The organism is Mesorhizobium sp. WSM4822, assembly GCF_055811155.1.
Genome location: NZ_JBVVQM010000006.1, coordinates 117,593 through 142,256, shown reverse-complemented (window position 1 = coordinate 142,256; position 24,664 = coordinate 117,593). Strand labels below are relative to the sequence as shown.

Genomic DNA, 24,664 nt, shown 5'->3' with positions numbered 1-24,664 from the left:
CCCCCCCCCCCCCCCCCCCCCCCCCCCCCCCCCCCCCCCCCCCCCCCCCCCCGGCGGGGCCCGCCCCGCCCCCCCCCCCCCCCCCCCCCCCGACAGATGTTCCGGATGAGTGGACCAACAGCTGACGTGCCGGTTCCGTCCTGAAGACCGGCCACGCAGGCCGAGGGCCGACTTGACGGCCCAGCGCAACTACGCGTCAAAGATTTTTTGCCATCAGCGAACCGCGGTGCTCAGGCACCGCGCCGCCGCAATTGGACACTCGAAAACCTTGGACAACCAAGGTGATGCAGACCAGCCACCCCTACCGGCTCAGGCAAGCACCGCGCTCATCCCGCAAGACACGAGTCGCATGAACGCTCCGGCAATCGCGAGGGAATCTCGCCTCGCTGGTCGCTACCCTTCCAAACATCCCTTGTGTCATTCAAACGGACGAGGACAGGCACCTGGTGTCCCCCTAGCGTGCACTCGGGCGGCATGCGCTCAGAGGTGATGAAACCTGGCCATGGCAGCATCGAGAGCCAATCGGTCAGTGCGCTTGGGAGAGGCAGATGAACCCGCACCTGGTCTGCGTGGGAGGCGAGGATCACGCCTTGAGAGTTCCCTTCCTCATCGCGCTGCGAGAGAAAGGCTTTCGCGTTACGGCGGTCTCGAGCGGTTCTCCCGTACCATTTCTTCGGCATGACATTTCGCATCACAGGTTCTCCTTCGACCGCTTTGCAAGCGGAGGCGGGGAATGGCGCACTCTCCGAACGATGCGCCGCTTGATGCAGGAGCTTCAGCCTGACATCATCCAGAGCTTCGACACCAAGCCAAATCTGTTGACGCCCCTTTCGGTACAGGGAACTGTTCCGGTCATTCGCACCATCAACGGACTGGGGTGGACGTTCTCATCGCTGGAGCCTCGAGCCCTGGCCTTGCGTCCGGTCTATTGCGCACTGCAATGGCTTGCGTCTTCCTGGACGGCAGCGACCGTATTCCAAAATCGCGACGACCAACTGTTCTTCGAGCGCTTTCGGCTGATCGGCCGCGGAACTTCGCGACTGATACGCAGTTCCGGAATCGATGTCGATGCGTTCGCAACGGTGCGCCATCTCGGGTCCTCAGCAACGAAGATGCGAAAGGACCTCGGCCTTCAGTCCGCCGAAGTGGTGATCTTCGTCGGCCGTTTGACGCGCCAGAAAGGCGTGGCGACCCTTCTCAATGCGATCCCCCGCATCCTGTCCGCAAGGCCCGCGGCGCGGTTTGTGCTCGTCGGCCCACGAGAATCCGAGGGCTCATTCGCAATCGACAAATCGGAGCTCGATCGGCATGCACCTCATGTGCTGGCCTTGGGTCCACGACGCGATGTCGCCGATCTCCTTGGCATGGCCGATGTATTCGCCTTTCCCACTCAGTATCGCGAGGGGGTTCCGCGTGTATTGCTGGAGGCGGGGCTGGCGGGATTGCCCATCGTAGCCTCAAGGATGCCTGGCTGCAGCGACGTCGTCGAAGACGGATGGAATGGCTACCTGGTTGCGCCGCATGATGCCGATGCCCTCGCCTCGCGAACGATAGACTTGCTGTCCGACCGCGCGGCGGCCAAGGCGATGGGCGCCCGTTCTGTTGAACTTGTCCGGAGGCAATTTGCCCTGCCACTGGTGGTCGACCAGTACTGCGATCTTTACGACAACACACTCCGCGCGGGGCACATGCGACCGCTCCCTGCCGTTGGGCTTGGAGGCGGCCTCGCAAATCACCGGGGCGGGGCACATCAATGATCCGGGACGCCTTGCTCGCCCTGGGAGTTGCGATGTCTTATGCGACGCAACTTGGCGTTCCGGGATTGCCGCTCGGATATGGCGAATTGTTCATCGCGATCTGGATCGTTCTGGCGATTGGACGAATACTCGCCGGCGGTCGTCTCCAGATCACACCCGCTTTTGTCCAACTGGCGAGCTTCTGGCTGCTCCTGTCGCTCGCTTTGGGGATCGGCACGATCGTCGGTTACCTGACCACCGTTCTTTACCTGGCCGGGCTGGTACATGACGTTATGGCCTATGTGTTGCTGGCAAGCTTTACGTGCCTGGCCGCGGCGGAGCCGGACGCCGATCGGCATCTGCGCCGCAGCGCATGGTGCGTGGTCGCGTTTGCCAATGGGGCCTTTGTGATACAGCTTGGTTTGGCTTATGGTGCGATCCACCAGTCCGGCGTCGATCCCTGGTTCTGGGACCGGTTCCGTGGCTGGTCCGAGAACCCGAACCAACTTGCGCTCTATTGCGCGCTGTTTGGCCCACTGGCTTTGCATCTTGCTACGACCACCCGCAACCCATGGGCTCGTTTGCTTGCATTCTCATGCCTGCTCCTGACCTTCTATGTCGGCCGGCTGACGAAGAGCGACACCTATCTCTACACCAGCATCCTGAGCTGCCTCATCTTTATCGGATTGCGGCTTCGTGCATGGATAACAACGAGTGGCCGCGCCAGCATGCCCCGCATGGTGGCAATTCTGCTGTTGGCGGGTTCGTTGCCTCTAGCGCTTGCAATGACGCCGTACGCGCTCACCGAAGAGACCAGCGTCGCCAATTTTGCCAAGAGCCTTACCAAAGACGAAGGCGGGGAACGGACCGTCGAAACGTTCGAACTCCGGCTTTATCTGTGGCAGGAGGCTGTGGAAATAGGATTGAAATCCGGGTCCCTGGGACTGGGCCCTGGGCCCCACCTCGAGCGGCCTCCCGTCGCCGACCGTCAATTTCTGCAGCGACCTTTCGAGGCCCATAACACCGTTCTCGACCTTTACCTGCAGGGCGGATTGCTTGCCGTTATGGCGTTGGTCTGGATCGTGGGAGCCGCCATGTCCTTCGCCTGGCGAGCGGGATTCGACGCCCTGCTGGTGCTCGGGGGCTCGACGATAATCTTCAGCATGCCTCATCTGATCATCCGCCATCCGATCGTGTGGTTTTCTCTGGCTTTCTGCCTCGTTGCCGGAAATCCGACCGCACTTCGGCGGCAGCTTGCTGAACCGAGGGTGTCCTAATGTGTGGGATCGCGGGAATTCTATTGGCTTCCGACGCCGCGGACATAAAGCCGCTCGGAGCGATCGGGCGGATGACTGCATCGCTGCGTCACCGGGGGCCGGACGGCGAGGGGCTCTGGATCGACCGCGAAGCTGGAATCGCACTGGGCCACAGGCGGTTGGCAATTGTCGATCTGTCAGCCGCCGGGCACCAGCCGATGCATTCCGCCAGCGGTCGGTACGTGATCACCTTCAACGGTGAGATATACAATTTTCGCGACTTGCGTTGCGAACTCGAGAGTGCGGGCCAAACCTTTCAAGGCGCCAGCGACACCGAAGTGATGCTGTGCGCAATCGAGCATTGGGGGCTTGAGGCCGCCCTCAATCGCTTTGCCGGGATGTTCGTCTTCGCATTGTGGGATCTCAAGACAAGAACCCTGCATCTGGCCCGCGACAGAATGGGCAAAAAGCCCCTCTATGTCGCATCGATCCGAGATGCGCTGGTTTTCGCCTCTGAGCTGAAGGCGATCAATTGCTTTCAGGGCTTTTCTCCCGACCTTGATCTTGATGCCGCCGCGGCAATGCTTTCGACGGGATGGGTGCCGGACCATCGCTGCATCTGGCGAAGCGTATTCAAACTGCCGCCTGGTTCCGTCCTTTCCGTCACGGCGGCGAATTTTGCCGAAGACCGCAGCGCGGACCGTCTTTCCCAAAGCGTTCACCGCTGGTGGTCGCTGGCTGACGTCGCTGCCGATGGGCGACGGAACCCCGTCATCGGCACGGACGAAGACCTCATTGACGAACTGGACAACCGGCTTCGGCTGGCTGTGCGGGAACGCATGATCGCCGACGTGCCTCTGGGCGGCTTCCTGTCGGGCGGGATCGACAGCTCAGCCGTGATCGCCTTGATGCAGGCCCAATCCTGCAAGCCGGTTCGCAGCTTCACGATCTCATTCGCGGAGGGCGGCTTTGATGAAGCTCCATACGCAGCGGCCATTGCCCGTCATCTGGGTACCGACCACTCCGAACTTCACCTCTCGCCAAGCGCCGCACGTGACGTCATTCCCGAGTTGCCCCAGGTCTGGGATGAACCCTTCGCCGATGAATCGCAAATACCGACCTTGCTTGTTGCCAAGCTCGCTCGTCAGCACGTCACCGTAGCGCTGTCGGGCGACGGTGGTGACGAGTGCTTCGCAGGATACGGCCGCCACTTCATGGCGGAGCGGCTGAAACGACACCTGCGCCTGCCCCGACAACTGCGCCGAACCTTGGCGGCAGGAGCAGGTTTTTTCGCACGCGCCGGACGTGACGATGTCGTTGGCAAACTGCCGCTCTCTGCGAGCGCGAGGCATTTTATCCGGAGCGACCGAATGGAACGCCTCGCCCGGCTGCTCACGGCGTCGAATGAAGACGAATTGTTTCAGCGGCTGGCGCGGCCACAGGCTGAAAACCTGGGATATCAGCGGCCGACCGAACCAGCCTACGGCTACGGCGATCCGCCGCTTGACGACCTGCTCTCCCGTCTTCTCTACGATGACATGGCGGGCTACTTGCCTGGCGACATCTTGGTGAAGCTGGACCGTGCCACCATGGCCAACAGCCTTGAGGGTCGGTGTCCTCTCCTTGACCACCGCGTTGTCGAATTCTCCTGGCGGCTGCCATCCAACATGAAAGTTCGTGATGGCGCCGGCAAATGGATCCTTCGCCAATTGCTACGCCGCTATCTCCCGCAGCACCTGATCGAGCGTCCGAAACAAGGCTTCGATGTCCCTATTGCTGGATGGCTGCGGGGTCCGCTGCGCAACTGGGCCACCGATCTTCTCGCCGACATGCGAACCGAAAGCAGTGACGTATTGGACACCGCGAAGATCGACGCCTGCTGGCGCGATCACATTGATGGCCAGAACCGCTCGCGCGAATTGTGGTCCGCGTTGATGTTCCAGGCCTGGCGGAGCAAGGCCAATCGGCAAGCACAGCAAACCGGCCCAACTCATGAACTCGACCTGGCAGGAGTGTAAGATGGTAGGTTCCGCAATCAGCCCGATCCAGCTGCCACGGGTCAATCAACTGCCAGCACCGGTTCTCGAAGGCAGAGTGCACGTGCGGTCATTGCGTGAATATGTCGAGCCGCCCACCGCGTCGCGCCAACTCTTCGTGATTTTGGCAAGGAGAAAATGGTCTATTATTGCTTTCGCTGTGTTGGGCGGCTTGTTGGCGGGGTTGCTGGGAAGCCTTCGACCAGTTCTCTACGAGTCAACAACCCAGCTTATCGTCGACGCCCCCTCGCGCGGTTCACTGCCCGTCGGCGCCCCGTCTTCGCAGGACCTCGTTGATTCAAGCATAGATGACCACATCACGATGCTATCGTCGCAAGATCACCTGCGCCGCGTCATGGCGGCACTGCGCAAGACAGGTGCGGCGGAAACCGGACAGGACAATTCCGCTAGCAGGAATTCACGGCTTGAACCGTCTGCCACCCCTCCCCCGAGGACACGCTCACTTGCCGACGGTCTACTGGACCGGCTGTGGCCAGGGGCGGACCAGGCAGCCAACGGTCCACAAGCCGTGGATGCCTCCGAGTTGAGAGCTTTGCGGCGAGGCATGCGGGTCGGGCAGGAGCTGCGATCGAGAGTGATCTCCGTCGCTTTCGCCGATGACAGCCCCGCCCGGGCGGCGCTCGTGGCCAACACATTCGCTCAAGTTTATGTCGACACCCTAACGAAGAAAAGGCAGGCATCCGACCAGCAAGAGCTCGATGCAATCACCGCCAGTCTGCCCGGGCTGCAAAATGATCTGCAGGCAGCGGCTGACCGCCTTGAGAAATATCGGCTGAGCCACGGAGCCATCGACCAAGGCTCGGCGGACAATGCAGCCAGGGAACGGGCCGACCTCAGCCAGCAATTGTCGATGTCAAAGGCGGATCTCGCCGCCGTGGAATCTCGGCTACGGTACGTCCAGCAGCTTCGAGAGCAAGGGGCCTCTCTCATCGCCCTGGCCGAAGCTATTGGCGCGCCTGAACTTGCCGACCTTGCGGCTCGACAGGCTCTCGCGCCGGCAGACCAGGAACTCAGAGCCACGACGCAAAGCAAGATCGAACAAGGCGTCGACAAGATTGCTGCCGATGCAAACATTTTCCGTGCACAGATCGCCGCTCTCGAAAGCCGAAAGAACATCCTGGATGCGGTCATGGCCGACACCGCCAGCCGGCTTTCCGGCTTGCGGGCTCTCGAGCCGCAGGTCAGCCTGCTGACCCAGCGATATAACGAACTCCTTGGTCGACAACAGGATTTGACGCGGCGTATCGGAGTTCCCTCGGCTGGAATTTCGATCCTGTCTGCGGCTTGGCCGCCGACTATCCCGCAGACATTGCCAGCCATCTTCCTGGTTCCCCCCGGGATGATCCTATTCGCTATCCTTGGGGCGATGTACGTCACGATGCGCAATCATTTTGACCGGACTTTCCGTGGCGAGGCCGAAGCGGAAGCGGTGCTCAAGGTTCCATGTATGGGGCAGATCCCCGAAGCATGCGGAATGCATGCCAAACAACTGCGAAACCTCGTGCTGGGGGAGCGCAGGTCCGCATATAGCCGCGCCGTGACGTCGTTGCTGATCGCGGCGGCACCAAATGCGCTAAGGGCTCGTTCGTCGTACACGGCGCTTGTCACCTCCAGTATGCCGCAGGATGGCGGGACCGAGCTCGCGTGGAGCCTGGCGCTCGCCGGCACGCGACTGGGCGGTCGAGTCCTGTTGGTCGATCTTGAACGCAAGGGCGTTCAGCTGACGCTCGAGTTCCTGCACCAGTTCAGCGAGCGCAAGAACCGCCATTCCTTCGCTGACTATGTTTGCAATCGCTGCGACCTGGAAGGTGCCGTTGCCAGGCTGCATGAAATCGGGATCGACGTAATGACCGCCGCTCCGTCGGACGACCTGCTGGCGCTGCTATCGTGCGAGGATGGAGGCAAAGTGATGGCGGATCTGCACGCGACCTATCGCATCGTGATCATAAACCTGCCGTCGGCGCTGGGGCGGCCGGAAGCCAAATTTCTGCCCGGATGGGCGGACGTGGTTCTTTTCGCCATCCGGTGGAGGAAAACGCCACGCACCCTCGCTCGCGGGGTGCTGGAACTCCTTCAGGGCAACGGTTCTCTTGCGATACCTGTCGGCAGTGTCCTCACGCGCGTGAATCTGAAGAAACATGCCGGATATCGGCTCGAGGACAGCGCTGACCTCTTGCGCGAGCAAATAGCATGACGGCCACAGGCTCGTCCTTGGGCTACGAACGATCCGGGGGTGGTTCATCCAGGGAGCGGCCAGGACGATTCACGGTGCAGCCTGTCAGCAGAGCGCGTCATTCAGGTGAATGATGGCAAGGTCCGGTGTGCATCGTAGGCTCCGGAAATCCCCGATATTTGCCTCCCTCGGAAGCGCGAACCGATGGCACCAAGCGACCTTCTGAGACCCAAGACGGTTCCTGCGGCCGGCACAGCCATCATCGTTGTTCGGCCGAGCCCGATCGGCTCGATCATTCGTGCGGCAAGCGGAGTGTCGGCAATGGCGATTGTCGGCCAGCTCACCCTTCTTGCTGCAATCCCGGTTTTGGCGCGGCTCTATTCGCCGGCCGATTTCGGCGTCTTTACGATTTACCTGTCGATCGTGAATATACTCGCCGGGGTCGCGGCATTGCGCTTCGAGGCTTCGCTCTATGGGGTCAAGGGGAGCGCGCAGGCCTATGTGACGGTCAAGCTTGTTCTCTTGGCTGTGTTCGTGACGACCGTCCTGGCCTTTTCGGCCGGACAGATGCTGTCGAACCTTGCTCCCGATCGCCTCGGCTCGCTCGCCTGGCTCATTCCGATTGGAATGGGAGGCGCAGGTCTGGTCGAAGCCATGAACTGCTGGAGTCTGCGTGCCGGGCTTTTGCGCGATTTTGCTCTCGGGCGCCTGATCCTGCCGGCGAGCATGGCTGCACTGCAATTGGCTTTCGGCATCGCCAACCTCGGCGGCGAAGCCATGATCCATGCGCATATTCTGAGCCAGTTCGTCTTCATCGGGCTGATCGGCTGTCGGGTGATGAGTTGGGAGGATTTGCGTGGCATCGCCTGGGCACCTTGGCGTGCGGTGCTGGAAAAGGCTCGGCGGGAATACAAATTTCCTCTGTTCGATATTCCCGCAACGCTCGCGAGCATAGCAATCAACAATCTTCCAGCAGTCCTTGTCGGCGGGCTGTTCGGCACCGCATTTGCCGGATATTTGGGCGTGGCCGCGCGGCTGGTCACCGGTCCGGTGACGCTGATCGCCACACCGCTCAGCAATGTTTTTGTCGCCGAAGCAAACCGGAACAGCAATCGTGGACACCTGCTTGGTGTGGCGCGCGGGCTTCTCCTGCTGGCCGCCGCCTTTACCGCGGTGCCAATCTTGCTGCTCGGCCTCGCCGCGCCTTATGTGGTCGTTCCGCTTCTGGGCGAGCCTTGGATGCCCACTGCGGAAATCATGACCGCACTGGCGCTGATGGGCGCGGCACAGGCGTTGTCGACTCCGCTCAGCGACGTTCCCGCTCTGTTACGGCGGCAAGGAACAAGACTGGTCATCGACCTCGCACGGGCGGTTCTCGTGTTTGGCCCACTGCTCGCCGGCGCCCAGGCGGGCTGGCAGCCAGTCACCGTCATCTATTTCATGGCCGCCGGCGGCGCGTCGGGTTTCGCTCTGAAAATGGCAGCATCACTGTACCTGTTGACCCACGACCCTCAACCAGCAGGCGCTGCAACGTGCGTCCAACATGAATGTCTCGAGGAAAAAACACCATGAATTCGTCGTCGATTGACAACCTTCAAGCGGCAGTTGCGGTCACCCAGCATGACCGGGCCGATGTCTCATGGTCACGCCCTTTTATCTCGGTCGGGATACCAACTTTTCGTCGACCGGATACGATCCGCAGGGCGATCGACAGCGTCTTGGGCCAAGATTACTCCGATTGGGAGTTGGTCGTGAGCGACGACGAGGGACCGGAGGGCGAGACCTGGGCTATCGTGACCGACTACGCACGGAGCGAACCTCGCATCCGCATTATCGAAAACAGTCGAGGTCGCGGTCAGGTGGAGAACACCAACAACGCTATGCTGGCTTGCTCAGGACGATGGATCAAGTTGCTGCATGACGATGACTGGCTTGCGCCAGGTGCACTCAGGACATTCGCCGAAGTTGCCAAACAGTACCCCTCAGTCGCCTTCATGACGTCAGCGGCAAACATAATCGAGGACAAGCGAGTGCGATTTCGCCAAGTCCCCAAGGAGCAGGAACCGATCTCGCTTTATTCCAGCCAGCAGTGCCTGATGGACCTCTATCTGGTGCGTGCGACACGCTGCCTGGGGATTATTCCATCCACATTGTTGATCAACAGCGACGTCATTCGTGCCGGCTGCTTGATGCGCACGCACAAAGAGATTCCGGCCGGAGTGGATCAACTGTTCTTCGTCGATCTAGCCAGCCATGGGGACATGGTGGCGATAAGCGATCCGCTTACCTTTTACGATGCGACGAACCATCCAAGCATTACAACGTCAAAGAGTTTCCGCGAGGTCGACGAAGTGACCCTCGCCGTCAAGCAGCTTAACTGGAATCTCATCAAGGACCGCAACCATCTCCCGCCTCCCGAGACATTGCTGCGGGCATTGCGGGTTGCTCGTATTCCCATGAGGTTCCACCAGCAGTCCTGGTTGACCACGTTCCTGGACGGGATTCAGATCTTCCGGCCTTCCGTCATGAAGGTGGCGGGCTGGCACGTGCTTAACCACGTGTTTGCAATCCGCCCAAGATTGGGCCGGGTGCGCACACGACGGCGGTAGGGTGAGTCTGGCGGACAAGCACGCCGGCAACAGATTGCGCGCGCACAAGCCTGTTGCGCGCGCGCATGGTACGGCCGTTATCTCACGGCAGGACGCATATGCGCCCAAGAAGAGCTACCAGTTCCGCCTGGCGCCGAGTTTCGGTCTTGGCGAACAGCGACGCCAGCTGTGACCTTATCGTGGTCCGGCTCAAGCGCCGCTTGCGGGCTATCTCCAAAGGGGCATCGCCCTGCGCCAAGCGCAGCGCGAGTTGCGTTTCGGCACTCGTCAGACCAAACATTCTTTGCAGCGTCTGGGGATTTGGCCCGGACCTGTTTTCACGATCCAGCAGCGCCACGATACTCGTCGCGTCAGGCGTTGCTATGCCCTTCTCGTTCAAAACCAAGGGCCTGTCGCCCATGCCGCGGATAACCACCCATGAAAGCGTACCGGGAAGAAAATTCCCCGGCACGTTTGCGATCAGCCGCCTCAGAGCAACCGACACCTTGCCGGCCGTATCAGCTGCCTCGCCCTCGCGCTCCAAGGTGTTTTGAGCGGCTGAATTCCACTCCATGACCTTCCTGTCGCTGTTCAGGATCAGATAGCCACACCCGATGCGATCAAGCATTCCCACAACAGATGCAAGGCTGCTCTGCTTTGGCTCGACGACCACGCCGTCGAACCTTTGTGGTGCTTGGTGCCAGGCGGAACCATGGTCACCCTGCGTTCTCAAGGCCGAGACGGGCTTTCCCCCGAAACCTCCATATTGGCGACCAAGAACTCCATCATCTTGCCTACCAACCAGTGCCATTTTCTTACCTCCCGCAAAACGGCAACGCCTCCCTGTCAAAAGGAGGTGCCTTCAACATGTCAGTCAGGTCGCTTGGAGAATTGCGGTCCGATCCGCCCCCGACATCGGACAAAATGCGCGCTACAATCCCAGGGAACAATCCTGCGGTCGGACTAGTCTGTACGCTTTTCGGTCTAATCTCGACGGACTAGTCAGAAGGTTATAGTTTGGCACATGCGTTTGCTTTCGCTCAATTTGCATCCGAACAGCTCAAGCAAGTTGCTGACCCACCTTGCCTCGATGTCGCTCCTGATCGCGACACTTGCGGTCGAGACGGCGCTGCCCGCCTCCATGGCATACGACATCGGCTTTTTTGAATTTGTTCCCACCATTATTGCCATCTCATATCTCGAAGATCGCCTGATTGCCCTTGCGGCAACGTTTGTGATGGTGGCCGTCGGCTTGTTGGCGCGGGATATCCTGAGCAACCCAATTAACGTCGAGGTTTGGATTAGGGCCATTCTGCTGCTGGTTGCAGGGGCGATGATCGCCCTGACTTTCCACCGGCAGAGGCAGGACTACCGCACCCTTTTGCAGGTTGCAGAGGCTAGACTCGTGGCCTTGGAGGCAACCGAAAACAGCTATCGCTGGGCATTCGAACGTGCCGCTATCGGCTTTGCCAACATGAGCGAGAACGGAGAGTTGCAACGGTCCAACAAACGTCTCTGTGAGATGACAGGGTATGTCGAGGAAGAGCTTTCGAGTCTGCCGCTCAGGGCACTCGTCCACCCTGACGACAACCACACTTTGGCGGAAGCGTTGACTCGCCTCAAGGACACGACTTCTTTCGGCTCGGAGATCCGTCTCCTGAAAAAGGACGGCACGGTTTTGTGGACAAGATTGGCGCTGTCTTTGGCCGTGCCAGCCGATGCTCTCCCTCAAAGCATCTTTGTAATGGTGGACGATATATCTGGAGAGCGAACCGCCCGCGAGGCACTCCGGGCTCAGAAGGAATGGTTGGACCTGGCGCTGTCGTCCAGCCGGTTGGGAACGTGGCGTATAGATTTCGAGAACGGATCCGTGAACGGCTCAGCAGCGTTCTGGGAAATGATGGGACTGGCACCCGCGCCGAGCCGTCCGCTGCAGGAACTGGCTGCGGTCGTTCACCCGGCCGACTTGCCTAATCTGACGGCCCCGGGAGAGCCTGCATCAGGCGCCAACTATGACGCGGAGATCCGCATCAGGCGAGCTGGCGGACATATCCGCTGGATTGCTCTTCGGGGACGGGACGAATTGCGCGATGGTCGTGCACAGCGAATAGGAGTCGCCGCTGATCTCACCGATCGGCGCATAACCATTCTGCTGCGGGCTGCGGCGAAGAAGCGAGAGCGGGCCATGCTTGAACAACGCCATAGGCTCAACAATCTGTTTCCGGTGATCACGGCGCTTGTGAATATGGTTGGTGCCCCCGACAACGATGTCGCCCGCTATAAGCAGACACTGATCGAAAAAATCGGCGCACTCCAGGCGACGCATCTGCTTCTTTCACGCGATGGCAGCCTGTCGGCGTCCTTGCGCGACCTCATCGTTCAGGAACTGCAGCCCTACCTGGGAACGCACAGCATTTCGATCAGTGGACCCGAAGTAAAAGTCGCAGAGGGTTCGGCTGAGAGCTTCGCAATGATCGTTCACGAGCTTACGACCAATTCCGTGAAGCATGGGGCGCTCGGCACTCCGGCAGGCCGGATCGAGGTCGCGTGGCAATTCACAGCCCAGGAGCCCGGCGCCGACATCGTGTTTGAATGGTTGGAATGGGGAGAACGCCGGGTCTCCACCTCGGCTCGGCGCGGTTTTGGGTCGTTGATCATTGGAGCCGGCGGTGAGCCTATCGTGGGGCACTCTTCCAAGCTTGAGATGCTGGATCGCGGACTGAAATATTCGGTCCGGCTGCCGCCAAAAGCAATCGGCGCTAGTTGATGTCTCTGGCGGCCCATGTCTTCAGCAGAACCGCGGCTTCCGTCCGATTTCGCGCTCCAAGTTCGCGCAGGACGGCGGCAGCATGAATCTTCGTCGTCGCTTCCGCAATTTCAAGAGAGCGGGCAATCTCTTTGTTCGAGTAACCTTCGGCCATCAACCTGAGGACTTCCTTTTGCCTGGACGTAAGCCTGCCCAGATTGTTGACGCTGGTGGTCCTGTGGGGCATTTGCGTGGGTGCCTCGGGTGGAAGGCGTGCCGAGTCCTTGGACCTTTGTGAAAGAAGTGCCGGAACGTAAATACGACCGGCCAGGATTTCCTTCACCGCCAGGACCACCTCCTCGTCCGTTTGGGACTTTACGATATAACCATGAAGCCCAATCGAGAGGGCAGTCAGAATCTCGGCGCGTGAATCGGTCCCTGAAACAATTGCAAACCGTGTGTCGGGATGAGCCGGTAAGACGTCGCGAAGATCGTCCTGGCCGGACAGTCCCGGCATGTTCAGGTCGATGACGGCGAGATCAACGGGCGCCTGATCTTCAAGCAGGCTTATGACGGTATCGAAACACGCCGCTTCGAATATTTCCAAGTCTGGAATGCCGGCCATCAATGCCAGTCGCAGCCCACGACGATACAAGCCGTGATCGTCGGCGATGATAATACGATACATGAACCACCCACCTTTTGGCAGCCCGCATGTGTCCCTAGCTGCCGAACCCTCCCTTTGGATGGACTGTACGGTGACCCAACACAGATCAGCCGCCCGCTGATCCCCCGTATGTCGACGCTCGCCGTCGCCCATCCGCACATTTCAACCTTCTAATATAGCTTACAATCGCACACATTTCAGGGCCAGATATTTAAGTGTTTTTTTCGTACGAACGGTGGCGATGCCTTTGCGAGAAGGTCGTTACCGACGCCGAAAATCTGCACAGGTAATTGCCATTCAAGCGGCTACAGCTCCCAGCCCTGATTGATCACCCTGCCGCGCCCATGCCCTACCGGCTGGAATATTGAAATCAAAACGCAGGGAACGTGCCATTCAAATGCACGACGACGCCTTCTCGGGCGCCACTTACCATCGCTGCACTCCGGAGAGGTGAAACCAGCACTGGCGTACCTTCCGGCCGGGTGGGCTGGACCCATCACACCGCGACAGTCGTATCAATAGGAGGACGAGATGAAAGCGGTCATTCAGTGCGGTGGAATGGGAACACGCCTTCGGCCTTTCACATCCATCTTGCCCAAGCCTCTCATGCCGATCGGTGCTCGGCCGGTTCTTGAATTGCTTTTGAAGTGGCTGCGACGGAACGGCATCCAGGAGGTCTACGTAACGACCGGCTATCTGGGGCACCTGATCCGCACCGTATGCGGAGACGGATCACAGTGGAATCTAAGGATACGCTATACCCAGGAGCTGGAACCTCTGGGCACTATTGGCCCGCTCTCCCTGATCAGGGAGGAACTGGACGAGCCGTTCATTGTTCTCAATGGGGACGTACTTACCGATCTCAGTCTCAGCCGGTTTGTGGCGTCACACCGGACTCATACGGATCCAGTCACCATAGCCACAGCTTCCCGCATCATCAAGATGGACTTCGGCGTCATCGACGAGGTCGGCAATACTGTCCAGGTATTTCGCGAGAAACCGACGCTGTCTCATCTGGTAAGTATGGGTATATATTGCATGAATCCAGATGTTTTCCGTTTTATACCTGACGGCATCGCCTTCGGATTCGACGACCTCATGCTGCAGATGATGCAAAACGGCACGAATGTGCACGTCTACAAACATGACGGGCTTTGGCTGGATATCGGACGCGTTGAAGATTTTCAGAACGCACAAACGATTGCCTGGGAAGAGCAGTCCGCATCGATCGAGGTCTCGGCAGCGGCCGCTTGAGGGCTGAACGCCCTGCCGCGCCAACATGAGGAGGTCGTAATGCTCTTGGTCAGCGCTCCTATTCTTGGCTTTCCGGAAAAGGCAGCCCTGGCCAAAGTTGTCGACAGTGGGTGGCTGACGATGGGGGACCAGGTAAGAGCCTTTGAAGAGGCCTTCGCAGCCGTGCATGATGCGGTCGATTGCGTCGCCGTCAGCTCTTGCACCGCCGCCCTGCATCTCATTCTCCATGGACTTGGGATCGGCCCCGGAGACGAAGTGCTGGTTCCCTCGCTGACCTTCGTGGCGACCGCGAATGCAGTGCTCTACGTAGGAGCAACACCGGTATTCGTCGACATAGAGTCGGCCGAAGTGCCACTGATGTCCCTAAGTGACGCGGAGGCCAAATGCACCGGACGTACCAAGGCTGTCATTCTCGTCCACTTTGCCGGCTATCTTGCCGACCGGGAAGAATGGCAGAGATTTGCCCGTGTGCGAGGACTGCATATCGTCGAGGATGCCGCGCATGCCCCCGGCCTTAAGGAGGTGGGGACTTACGGTGCGGCCGCGGCCTTCAGCTTCTACGGCAACAAGAACATGACCACCGCGGAAGGTGGCGCCGTTATCGCCCGGGATGCACAGCTCCGTGAAGCGATCCGCCAGGCTCGCGGACATGGGATGACCAGTGGCACGCATCAGCGGCTGAACAGCCGCACGCCGCAATACGACGTGACGATGCTCGGTTTCAATTATCGCATGGACGAATTGCGCGCCGCTATTGGCTTGGTCCAACTTCAAAATCTGCAGGAATGGAATGAAATCCGGCGCATATTGGTCGTCCTCTATCGGCGTCTGATCGCAGATTACTGCTCGGCTGTGACAGTCCCGTTCGGCAAACCGCGGACCTCGGCCTACCACATCATGCCTGTCCTCCTGCCGCATGACGTCGACCGGCAAACGGTAATCGACCATCTGCGAACGAAGGGAATACAGACCACAATCCACTATACGCCCGTGCACCAGATGACGCTTTATCGCCAAATGTTCAGTGAAATCCATCTGCCGAAGACCGAGGACTTCGCGCAGCGGGAGCTGACGATTCCACTACACCCGCAAATTACGGCAAGTGCGATCGAGTCGGTGGTTGTTGCACTAGCCACCGCGATTGAAAGCAGCGGGCGTGCGGGAGCCGCGGCATGAACGCACTCGACGTGACGATGCATCGGCCCGCCGTAGCTGGCACCAGCCACGGAATTGCCAGACGCGCGATGGACATCATCCTCGCTGCAGCAGCGGGAATGGTACTCGCTCCACTGATGCTCCTGATTGCCGTTGCACTCTTTGTCGAAGGTGGTTGGCCGGTGTTTTTCGCACAGACGCGCCTGGGCGCCGGCGCAAAGCCGTTTCGCATGTACAAGTTCCGCAAATTCAAGACAACAGCCGATCCTTTCGGGCTTGCGCTGACCATGAACGATGACAGCCGCATGACGCGGGTAGGCCGTTTTCTCGCGGCAACGAAACTTGATGAGTTGCCCCAACTGTGGAACGTTTTCACGGGGGACATGGCAATTGTCGGGCCGCGGCCGGAAAGCCTTGCCTTCGCCGATTGTTTCCGCGGCGGCAATGAAGCTGTCCTACAGTGGAAGCCTGGCCTGCTCGGCCCGACCCAGGTTCTCTTCCGTCACGAAGCCTGTTTTTACCCGCCCTCCCTTGATCCGCTCCTGTTTTATCGAGAGGTCCTGTTCCCGGCCAAGGCAACGATCGACCTCGCCTACTATCCGCGGCGCACGATTGCATCGGACCTCGTCTGGATAATGCGGGGCTTCAGGGCGGTTTTCGGTGTGTCCCTGCCTCCCGCGGCAAGTGGGTAGAGTTGGCAAGCGAGGAGTTTGGCATGAATGGATTGTTGTTCGTTCGCCAGTTTGACGGCTCACACGATCGAAGGAGTGCACGGTCGTGAGCTATCGCGGCAGGAAGGTCCTGGTCACCGGTGCGGATGGATTTATCGGATCCCACCTCACGGAAGCGCTGGTGCACGAAGGTGCCGATGTCACGGCACTGGCCCTCTACAACTCGTTCGACAGCCATGGCTGGCTGGATGATTTGCCCGACCACGTTCGAAGCCAGTTGCAATGCATTCGTGGCGACGTTCGTGACAGCGCGTTCATCAACCGGATCGTGCGCGGCCAGGCGGTGGTGTTTCATCTGGCTGCGCTGATTGCGATTCCCTATTCCTACGCTGCTGCCCAATCCTATGTGGAGACCAATGTGCTGGGCACCGTGAATGTCCTCGAAGCGGCACGCCACTGGGAAACCGAGCGCATTGTGCATACGTCCACGAGCGAGGTTTATGGCACCGCTCTGACCATGCCGATCCACGAATCCCACCCGTTGCAGGGACAGTCCCCCTACTCCGCATCCAAGATTGGCGCGGACATGATGGCGGCGTCTTATGCCAGGTCCTTCGATGTGCCGGTGGTCATCCTGCGACCGTTCAATACATACGGGCCGCGCCAGAGCGAGCGGGCCATCGTGCCGACCATCATAAGGCAGGCTCTGGACGAGAACTGTCCGGCGATCATGGTCGGCGACACCAGCCCTATCCGCGACCTTACCTTTGTGGAAGACACTGCGGCGGCATTTGTGGCGGCAGGGGCGGCCGAGCTTGAATTTGGCCATGCCTACAATGCCGGCAGCCAGCGCGCCGTCAGTGTCTCGGACGTTTTGGAGTTGGTGCTCGAGTTGAGTGGCACCAGGAAACCGGTACGTCGCGACGAAAGCCGGATGCGGCCGCAGAACTCCGAGGTTCGCGCGTTGCTCGCCGATTCCTCGAACCTTGAAAGTAAAGTCGGATGGCGGGCGCATACAAGCCTGCGTGACGGTCTGGAAAGAACCATCGAGTGGTGGCGTTCGCGCCTTAGCGAGGGCCGCGTCCGTCGCGAAATGAGCTATATGACATGACCTTTCCGCGGCTCATACCAGCTGTGCTGCTGATGGCCGCTCTGCTGGCGCTACACACAGCCGGAAACCGGCCGAGCGGTGCGGCAGGCACGGAGCCGGCAATGGATCTGCCCGCTTACCTGAAACCTGCAACCGATCCGGCGACAGGGATCAGCTTCACTCGGATCACCAAGCCCGGAGCTCTTGGCGGCGGAATTGTCTGCGGCAAAATATATTGCAGTCATCGGTACTCGAGCGCGCAAGCGTGGAATGCCGATCAGAGCCTCCTCGTCCTCATGAACGGCTGCGACGGCATGTGCTTCCTCGACGGGAAAAACTACGTTCCTTTGTTCCATCGCAACAAGCCGGGTGAGTGCGAATGGCACCCTCGAAACGCGGACCTGATGATTTGTGTCGATGATCAGAATATCTCGACCTGGGCGCCCCGCAGCAATCGTGAGGACATAGTTTTTGCCGCTGCGAAATATCGGGATCTCAAATTCGGCCCGTCCAAGGGAAATCCAAGTCGTGACGGCAGCCGCATTGCCGTACGCGCGACCCGCGATGATGGTGCTGCCGTCGCCTTCGCATATGATCTCGACCGGCGTCTGAAATACCCGGACATCAATCTCGCCCAGGTTGCCGGAACGACCAGTTCCTGCACCATTTCTCCGCTTGGAGAAAACATCCTGTGTTTCCAAAACCTGGCCGACGGCACCGAGCAGCGAGCCATTTTCGCAATCGACGGCACCTTGCGCCAGACGTGGAAGGACCATCATCGGCCCGGCCATGGCGATATGACTCTCGACGCGGACGGCAGCGAAATTTACGTCGGAATCAGCAAATCCAGCCCCGACAAATATCAGGTGATCAAACGTCGGCTGTCCGATGGAAAGGTCACGTCGCTCATGAAGTTCGGCGAGGCCGAGCATGCGTCGCTGCGCGCTTTGGACCGGCCCGAATGGGCATTCATGAGTTACGGGGGCAATCCCGAGGAGGTTCGAAGCCAGCCGGACTGGGCTCCATACTCGCGCGAGGTGATCGCGCTGCGTGTCGACGGCAGTCGAGAGGTCCGACGGATCGTGCAGACGCGGAACGCTCCGTTCGATTATTGGAGCGAGACACACGCCTCCCCGTCCCCTGATGGGTCGCAAGTGATCTGGTCTAGCAATTGGGGGGTACCGGGCGGACCGGTCTACGAATTCGTCGCCCATCTCGATTGGCCGCCGCAGCCGGATCTGAATCAAAAGGAGATTGCCACCAATGGCCTTCGTTAGCCGAATTTCCTTTGCAGCACTTGTCGGATGCCTGGCCTTGAGCAGCGCAACCGCGGCCGAAGCGCCGGCCGCCTACAAGCTCTCCCCCGGCGACACGGTGGAGATAGGAATTGCCTCCATAGCGGAACGAACGCAACGCGCGGTTGTCCAGATGGATGGCTCGATCGCGCTGCCCGAGTTCGGGATGATCCCGGTTGGCGGGTTGACGCCGGCCGAATTGCAGACGCGCATGGAAGCGGTGCTGCCAACCAAGATCGTCCACCAGCGTCTGCCTGATGGACGGGAGCAAATGATCGTCATCAAGCCGAGCGACGTCACGGCCGTGATCGCGGAGTACCGGCCGATCTACGTGACTGGCGATGTGCTGACGCCAGGGCAGCAGGCTTACCGGCCACTCATGACAGTCCGGCAGGCGATTGCGGTCGCCGGCGGTTTCAGCCTTCTGCGGTCGCGGGCAAGCCAAAGCGGACCTGATCCCGTTGATCTGCGACGCGACTACGAGTCGATCTGGGGGGATTACATCAGGGACTACTTTCATGGCGCCCGCATCCGCGCCGAACTTCAGAACCAGGCAGAATTTGACATGCAGCCGCCGCAGGGCTCGCCCCTGTCGAATGCATTGATATCGGCGGTCGCGCAGGCGGAAGCGGAGGGTCTCAGAATTTCGCTGAACAATTTTCAACAGGAGCAAAGCTATCTCGACAAGACCGCCAAGGATGCCGAGGCTGAGGTCGAGGTTCTGCTCAAGCGCGAGCAGACGGAAGCGGCAGCGGTGAAACAGGATGAGGACGATCTGGCGCGGGTCACCAAATCGTTCGAATCGGGCAATCTGACCAACAGCAGGCTCGCCGATGTCAGACGTGCGGTGCTGATGTCGTCGAGCCGGGCGCTCGAGACCTCGGTCGAACTCATGAGAACGCGGCGCCAGCAGGAAGACTTCGTCAGGCAGCAGGAACGCAATGAAAATCAACGAAGGATCGGCCTTCTGAACGAGTTGAGGGACACCGACCTTCGCCTCGCCGAGACCACTGCAAGGCTCCACGCAGCCAGCCAGAAGCTTCAGCCATCAGGGGCGTCCGCTCTTCCGCTGCCGGTCGCCGGCGAAACCTTCCAGGCGCGGATCACAATAACCGGTGGAGCCGGCGACGCGTCGAGAGGTCGACCGGTCGACCAGGACACTGAGGTCGCGCCTGGAGACACCATCGAGGTGAGGTTCAGCAGCGACCTGCAGAGCGCGGCGATCCAGTAGTTACGCAACGTGAACCGACTCGGGAACGACGGTGGCTGATGCCTCGCCTCACGGCATGAAGACCCGGGCGACCTGAGAAATCGGGCATGGGAAAATCAAGAAAGCGGGTTTGTCGTGATTGGTGAAATAGATGTCGCCAGCGCCTACATCACCGGCCGCATCGGCTTCATGGGGCTGAAGTTGGTTGTCGCGCCCGGCGCGCTCGTCCCTCGCCCGGAGACGGAATTGCTCGGCAGCACCGCCCTCAATGTGCTTCGTGAACTTAATCGGCCGGTCCCGCGTGTCGTGGACATGTGCTGCGGAGCGGGCAATCTCGCCTGCGCCATTGGATACAAGGTCCCCACCGCGCGCGTCTGGGCGAGCGATCTCACTGACAGCTGTGTCGAAACCACCTGCCGGAATGTCGCCCATCTTGGCCTGGCCGGACGCATTTCGGTGCTGCAGGGCGACCTGTTCAATTCCTTCTCGGGTCTGGAGCTCGAAGGCACGATCGATCTGGTCGTTTGCAACCCGCCTTACATCTCCGAGAAGCGGCTCGAAAACGACCGCGCGCATCTGATGGAACTTGAACCACGTGAGGCATTCGCTGCCGGGCCTTACGGCCTGAGCATTCACATGCGGGTGATCAAGGAGGCGCGGCGCTATCTGCGGCAAGGTGGCATGCTGCTTTTCGAGGTCGGGCTTGGCCAGGACCGGCAGGTCATGAGTTTGGTTGAGCGTTCCAAAGCCTACGAGAGCATTCGCGCGGTTGCAAACAAAGCCGGTGAAGCCAGGGTGGTTTGTGCACGGGCCAAAGCGCCAGCGTGAGCCGCGCCATTGGTTTGCGCGCTCGGTTGGGAGGACGCCCTTAAAGCGGCCCAGCGATCAGTTTTCCTTGCTGAGCACGTAACGTGCAATTCCCTGGATGGAATCGAAATTCTCAGGCAGAAGTTCACTGTCCTCGACAGTGATGCCGAATGTCTCCTCGACGAAGCCGATAACTTCAAGCACTCCAGTCGAGTCTATGATGCCCTGGTCGAGCAACGACGTTTCAACCTCCAGGGCACGCGGGTCGGCCACGTAGAAATTTGACGCCAGAAAGGCGCGTATCTGATCGCTGTAGGTGTCAATTCTGTTGTTCGTGCTCAGCATTGAATTGGCCTCCGATCCAAATGATTTCCAGGTGTCGCTTTATGAAAGCGCTATTTTCTTGAGCTTGCCCGTGTCCGTCATCGGTAGACTGGACACAATCTGGATGGACTTCGGAATCATGAAGTTTTCCAGCCGCTTCTGACATTCCATCCGCAGCTGCTTTTCGCACATGATCGTTCCTTGCTCCATGACGACAAACGCTTTCACTGCTTGCCCTAGCAGGTCGTCGGGAACTCCAACGACCGCGGCTTCCCGTACTCCCGGGATTTCCATCAGCACGTTTTCGACTTCCCTGGGCGCCACCTTTTCTCCCCGCGATTTTATGATCTCATCGCTGCGGCCGACAAAATAGAGGTAGCCTTCCTCGTCCATTCGGCAGTAGTCGCCGGTGTACAGAACCTGCTCGCCGGGCAAAGGGCCAGGCTTGAGCTTCCTCGCGGTAGCCTCCGGCTTACCCCAGTAGCCCTTCATGACCGTTGCCCCGCGAATGACCAGCTGGCCGACGACATTGGGACCGACCCTTCGGTCATCCTCATCGACAATCCACATTTCGGTGTTCGGGATGGCGATCCCCACGCTCAACGGTTTTCGAGCAAGATCTTCCGGCGGAAGATAGGTGCAGCGTTTGCATTCGGTCAGGCCGTACATCGAATAGATGCGAGCATCGGCAAACAGTTCCTGGAGCAGGCGAATGTGCTTGAGCGGCAGTGCCGCGGCAGTGTTCGTGACATACCTTATGCTTGCAAAATCATCTGCCTTCAGCGTCTTGAGATCCGACAGCGCGGCAAAGATGGTTGGCACGCCGGGAAAGCCTGTAACTCTCTCCCTTTCGATGATCGCAAGTATCTGTGCGGGGAAGGCAAACGAGCGCTCGAGGACCAAGCGCGCCCCGGTACGGAATGCCATTATCATCTGATAGAGGCCGTAGTCGAAGGCCAGGGGCAAGACATTGAGGATCACGTCGTCTTCGCCAAGTTCGAGGTACGAGGCAATCGACGTGCAGGCTGCCATCATGTTCCTGTGCGTCAGCATCACGCCTTTGGGTTCGCCGGTCGAGCCCGACGTGTAGATGATGGCTGCGAGATCGATATCGATGCGGCGGCGGGCCGGCGCTTTGCCGTGGCCGGCAGCCGCCTCATCCCAGCGCACGGCATGCGGCAATCCCCGGAGCTCGGCGACGTCCATCGGACCGGAGACGATGAGCCGCCGCAGCGACGGACAGTTACGCGCCGGTTCAGTAAAGATTGCCTGCAAATGTTTGTCGGTGATCAATGCTGCCGGCAGGCAATCGTTGAGCAAATACCCCAGCTTGTCGCTCTTGGTGAGCGGATTGACGATGCACACAACGGCGCTCGCCTTGAGAACCGCCCAGAAGCTGACCACGGTCTCGACGGTGTTGTCGGCGAAGATCATGACGCGGTCACCGGGGGCGACCCCGGACGTGACGAGATGATGGGCGACCGCGTTGGAACGTGTCTCGAGCTCATCATAGGCGAGCCGGTGCCCGCCGCACACCAGCGCCACCTTGTCGCCGAGTCGGCCGGCCGAATGGCTGAGGTAGTCGTGCAGCAGAGGGACGGCGCCATGCATCATACCAGCACCTCTTCCCTGTGCAGGCGATCGACATCTATCCTGAGGTCGACCGCACGCCCGCTTGATGGACGGCTTGCGACAAACTGCTGATGGAGGAGCTGCGTCGACAGCACGCCGACCAGCGCCATGTTGTCCGAGTTGGACAGATCGCCATCGCCGGTCTTGGCAGCGCATTTGTCCAGCAGGCGCGCGACCGAGTTCGGATCAAAGACATTCGCCGCGCGCAGGGTAGTCTCAGAGAGTGCTTCGCGGACATAGGCGGGTGCGCTATCGCCCATGAAGCAAAGTGCGTTGGGCGCCCGGTAGGGCTGCTTCTTGCGGGCCACGACTTCCGCGGGGACGATCGATTTCGCCACACGCTTCAGCACGTGTTTCTCATCCAGAATGCGCAGCTTGTAGTCGGCCGGTAGCGAATTCGCCAAGGCCACGAGCTTGTCGTCCAGGAACGGGAAACGCCCTTCGACGGAGTGAGCCATCAGCATCCTGTCTCCTTGCGAGGAGAGCAGGTAGCCCGACATCAGCGTCCTGATCTCAAGGTACTGGTCCTGCGCGAGAGGACCCCATCGTTGGAACTCTTCGGGCAGGCGGCCGAGCAGGTCAGCCACCACGTCGCGACGCGCCGTTTCGGCGTGCATGTCGGCCGAGAACAGCCGTTTGATGGCGCTGGTGGTGCGCCAGCGGGTATCATGCGCGAAGCCGGGCGCGCCATATGCATGGAGACCGTGTCCAAAGAACTGGCGCGCCATCGCCTGCTGCTTGACCGGCGAGCGGCTCAGATAGGGATACAGACGTTCCAGCAGTCGGGCGCGTCGGGCGGAGGCGGGTTGCCGCCCCCAGAAGCGGCGGACCTTGCCTTCCCGGAACAGGTCGTAGCCGGCGAACATCTCGTCGGCCCCCTCGCCGGTCAGCACGACCTTGATGCCATGTTCGCGCACCAGCCTCGAGAGAAGGAACAACGGCGCCGGCGCGGTCCTGAGAATCGGACGCTCGGCATGACGGATCACATCCGGGAAGATGTCGGCGATGTCACCGCGCGAAACCATCACCTCGTGGTGCTCGCCGCCGCTCGCACCGGCAACCAGCCGCTGGTAACGGGTTTCATCATATTCGGCGTCAGCAAAACGCAACGAGAAAGTCTGGAGCGGCGCGCCGGCGAAGCGCCTCCCGAGCATGGCGACAAGTGAGCTGTCGAGCCCGCCGGAAAGGTAGCAGCCGACCGGCACGTCCGCCTTGACCATTCTAAGCGCCGTCGCGGCCTGCAAGGCGCCGCGCACTTCGTCCACCGCATCCTCCAGCGAGCCCCTGAAGGTGCCATGGGCCAGGTCCTCGCTCTCGGGATAGCAAGGTTTCCAGAAAGCGTGCTCACGAACGCTGCCATTGTCGTAGATGCGGACATGGCCGGGGGTAAGTTCCTGTATCCCCTGAAATACGCCTTGCGGCGGTACGACCGTCCACAGCGTGAAAGTCTGGTCGACCCCCGCCGGATCGAAGGCCCGCGGTATCGCCGGGTCGGCTGCGAAGATGGCCTTAACTTCGCTGGCGAAATGCAGGCGGCCAGCGTGTTCGCACAAATGCAGCGGGCAGATGCCGAACCGATCGCGCGACAGGACGAGGCGGCCTATCAGCGAGTCCCAAATGGCGAGTGCCCATTGCCCGTTCAGCCGCTCGAACGCGCCCACACCCCAGGCGCGGTAGGCATGCACGACGACCTCCGTATCGCTGCGGGTGCGGAAACAATGTCCCAGGGCTATGAGTTGGTCACGCAGCTCGACGTAATTGAAGATCTCGCCGTTGAAGACGATCCAGGTGGTATTGCCTGTGTCGGCGAGAGGCTGCTGTCCGGTCGAGAGATCGATGACCGACAGGCGGGTATGCGCCAGCCCCGCTCGCCTGTCGCGGTAAAGGCCGCTTTCGTCCGGACCTCGATGGGAGAGCGCGGCTGCCATTCGTAGAAGCGCGGCTCGTGAAGGAGGCTCCGCAGCCGCGTTCAGCGCCACAATTCCGGCGATGCCGCACATGGG

At 60.2% G+C, this 24,664-nt stretch carries 19 protein-coding genes; 14 read left to right on the top strand and 5 right to left on the bottom strand.

All coding sequences use genetic code 11. From position 1 onward, the window contains the following. Positions 1–548 precede the first annotated feature (548 nt). The 6 genes from AC0L3E_RS15880 to AC0L3E_RS15855 all read left to right on the top strand — a co-directional run bounded on the left by AC0L3E_RS15880 (position 549) and on the right by AC0L3E_RS15855 (position 9,831). Positions 549–1,757, top strand: coding sequence for a glycosyltransferase family 4 protein (locus AC0L3E_RS15880; protein WP_127326944.1), 1,209 nt, complete (start codon positions 549–551; stop codon positions 1,755–1,757). After that, on the top strand, positions 1,754–3,013 hold the full coding sequence (locus AC0L3E_RS15875) for an O-antigen ligase family protein (RefSeq protein WP_473605129.1): 1,260 nt from the start codon (positions 1,754–1,756) through the stop codon (positions 3,011–3,013). Before AC0L3E_RS15880 ends, AC0L3E_RS15875 begins: the two co-directional genes overlap by 4 nt. Continuing rightward, positions 3,013–5,010, top strand: a complete 1,998-nt coding sequence (gene asnB / locus AC0L3E_RS15870; RefSeq protein WP_128307788.1) for an asparagine synthase (glutamine-hydrolyzing) — start codon at positions 3,013–3,015, stop codon at positions 5,008–5,010. The genes AC0L3E_RS15875 and asnB (AC0L3E_RS15870) overlap by 1 nt, the downstream gene beginning before the upstream one ends. Before the next feature lies 1 nt (position 5,011). Continuing rightward, positions 5,012–7,243 carry a GumC family protein gene (locus AC0L3E_RS15865; protein ID WP_473605128.1) on the top strand — a complete coding sequence of 744 codons (2,232 nt, stop codon included), beginning with the start codon at positions 5,012–5,014 and terminating at the stop codon, positions 7,241–7,243. 183 nt (positions 7,244–7,426) lie between these two features. Beyond that, positions 7,427–8,794, top strand: coding sequence for a lipopolysaccharide biosynthesis protein (locus tag AC0L3E_RS15860; RefSeq protein ID WP_128307787.1), 1,368 nt, complete (start codon positions 7,427–7,429; stop codon positions 8,792–8,794). After that, complete coding sequence (locus tag AC0L3E_RS15855) at positions 8,791–9,831, top strand: glycosyltransferase family 2 protein (RefSeq protein ID WP_127267494.1); 1,041 nt, start codon at positions 8,791–8,793, stop codon at positions 9,829–9,831. The genes AC0L3E_RS15860 and AC0L3E_RS15855 overlap by 4 nt, the downstream gene beginning before the upstream one ends. An 82-nt stretch (positions 9,832–9,913) precedes the next feature. Here the strand turns inward: AC0L3E_RS15855 and AC0L3E_RS15850 are convergent, their stop codons facing one another. Continuing rightward, positions 9,914–10,621 carry a helix-turn-helix transcriptional regulator gene (locus tag AC0L3E_RS15850; RefSeq protein ID WP_128307786.1) on the bottom strand — a complete coding sequence of 236 codons (708 nt, stop codon included), beginning with the start codon at positions 10,619–10,621 and terminating at the stop codon, positions 9,914–9,916. A gap of 213 nt (positions 10,622–10,834) precedes the next feature. On the opposite strand from AC0L3E_RS15850, the gene AC0L3E_RS15845 reads away from it, so the two are divergent. After that, positions 10,835–12,577 carry a PAS domain-containing protein gene (locus AC0L3E_RS15845; RefSeq protein WP_128307785.1) on the top strand — a complete coding sequence of 581 codons (1,743 nt, stop codon included), beginning with the start codon at positions 10,835–10,837 and terminating at the stop codon, positions 12,575–12,577. Here AC0L3E_RS15845 and AC0L3E_RS15840 read toward each other — a convergent pair. After that, positions 12,570–13,244, bottom strand: a complete 675-nt coding sequence (locus AC0L3E_RS15840) for a LuxR C-terminal-related transcriptional regulator (protein WP_128307784.1) — start codon at positions 13,242–13,244, stop codon at positions 12,570–12,572. The two genes, AC0L3E_RS15845 and AC0L3E_RS15840, sit on opposite strands and share 8 nt — an antisense overlap. A gap of 510 nt (positions 13,245–13,754) precedes the next feature. On the opposite strand from AC0L3E_RS15840, the gene AC0L3E_RS15835 reads away from it, so the two are divergent. From AC0L3E_RS15835 to AC0L3E_RS15805, 7 genes are all read left to right on the top strand, one after another. Beyond that, positions 13,755–14,477 carry a nucleotidyltransferase family protein gene (locus AC0L3E_RS15835; protein ID WP_127267498.1) on the top strand — a complete coding sequence of 241 codons (723 nt, stop codon included), beginning with the start codon at positions 13,755–13,757 and terminating at the stop codon, positions 14,475–14,477. Between the two features lie 39 nt (positions 14,478–14,516). Then, positions 14,517–15,653, top strand: coding sequence for a DegT/DnrJ/EryC1/StrS family aminotransferase (locus tag AC0L3E_RS15830; RefSeq protein WP_128307783.1), 1,137 nt, complete (start codon positions 14,517–14,519; stop codon positions 15,651–15,653). Beyond that, a complete protein-coding gene (locus AC0L3E_RS15825) occupies positions 15,650–16,324 on the top strand; it encodes a sugar transferase (RefSeq protein ID WP_127320481.1) in 675 nt (224 codons plus the stop codon). Before AC0L3E_RS15830 ends, AC0L3E_RS15825 begins: the two co-directional genes overlap by 4 nt. 85 nt (positions 16,325–16,409) lie before the next feature. After that, positions 16,410–17,414: an SDR family NAD(P)-dependent oxidoreductase gene (locus AC0L3E_RS15820; RefSeq protein WP_473605127.1), complete on the top strand. Its 1,005-nt coding sequence runs from the start codon at positions 16,410–16,412 to the stop codon at positions 17,412–17,414. After that, positions 17,411–18,670 (top strand): hypothetical protein, encoded by a 1,260-nt coding sequence (locus AC0L3E_RS15815; protein WP_128310049.1) that lies wholly within the window; start codon positions 17,411–17,413, stop codon positions 18,668–18,670. The genes AC0L3E_RS15820 and AC0L3E_RS15815 overlap by 4 nt, the downstream gene beginning before the upstream one ends. A gap of 37 nt (positions 18,671–18,707) precedes the next feature. Continuing rightward, on the top strand, positions 18,708–19,919 hold the full coding sequence (locus AC0L3E_RS15810) for a polysaccharide biosynthesis/export family protein (RefSeq protein ID WP_473605126.1): 1,212 nt from the start codon (positions 18,708–18,710) through the stop codon (positions 19,917–19,919). A gap of 114 nt (positions 19,920–20,033) precedes the next feature. Beyond that, positions 20,034–20,726 (top strand): N5-glutamine methyltransferase family protein, encoded by a 693-nt coding sequence (locus AC0L3E_RS15805; RefSeq protein ID WP_164898619.1) that lies wholly within the window; start codon positions 20,034–20,036, stop codon positions 20,724–20,726. A gap of 57 nt (positions 20,727–20,783) precedes the next feature. Here AC0L3E_RS15805 and AC0L3E_RS15800 read toward each other — a convergent pair whose 3' ends face one another. The 3 genes from AC0L3E_RS15800 to asnB (AC0L3E_RS15790) are packed head-to-tail and all read right to left on the bottom strand — an operon-like array spanning position 20,784 to position 24,661. Beyond that, entirely contained in the window at positions 20,784–21,050 is a 267-nt protein-coding gene (locus tag AC0L3E_RS15800) for an acyl carrier protein (protein WP_027036262.1), read from the bottom strand. Positions 21,051–21,089: 39 nt separating this feature from the next. After that, the gene (locus AC0L3E_RS15795; protein WP_164898620.1) at positions 21,090–22,643 is read right to left on the bottom strand and encodes a class I adenylate-forming enzyme family protein; all 1,554 of its coding nucleotides are present in this window, start codon (positions 22,641–22,643) and stop codon (positions 21,090–21,092) included. Beyond that, positions 22,640–24,661 carry an asparagine synthase (glutamine-hydrolyzing) gene (asnB, locus tag AC0L3E_RS15790; RefSeq protein WP_128308323.1) on the bottom strand — a complete coding sequence of 674 codons (2,022 nt, stop codon included), beginning with the start codon at positions 24,659–24,661 and terminating at the stop codon, positions 22,640–22,642. The genes AC0L3E_RS15795 and asnB (AC0L3E_RS15790) overlap by 4 nt, the downstream gene beginning before the upstream one ends. Positions 24,662–24,664: the final 3 nt, after the last annotated feature.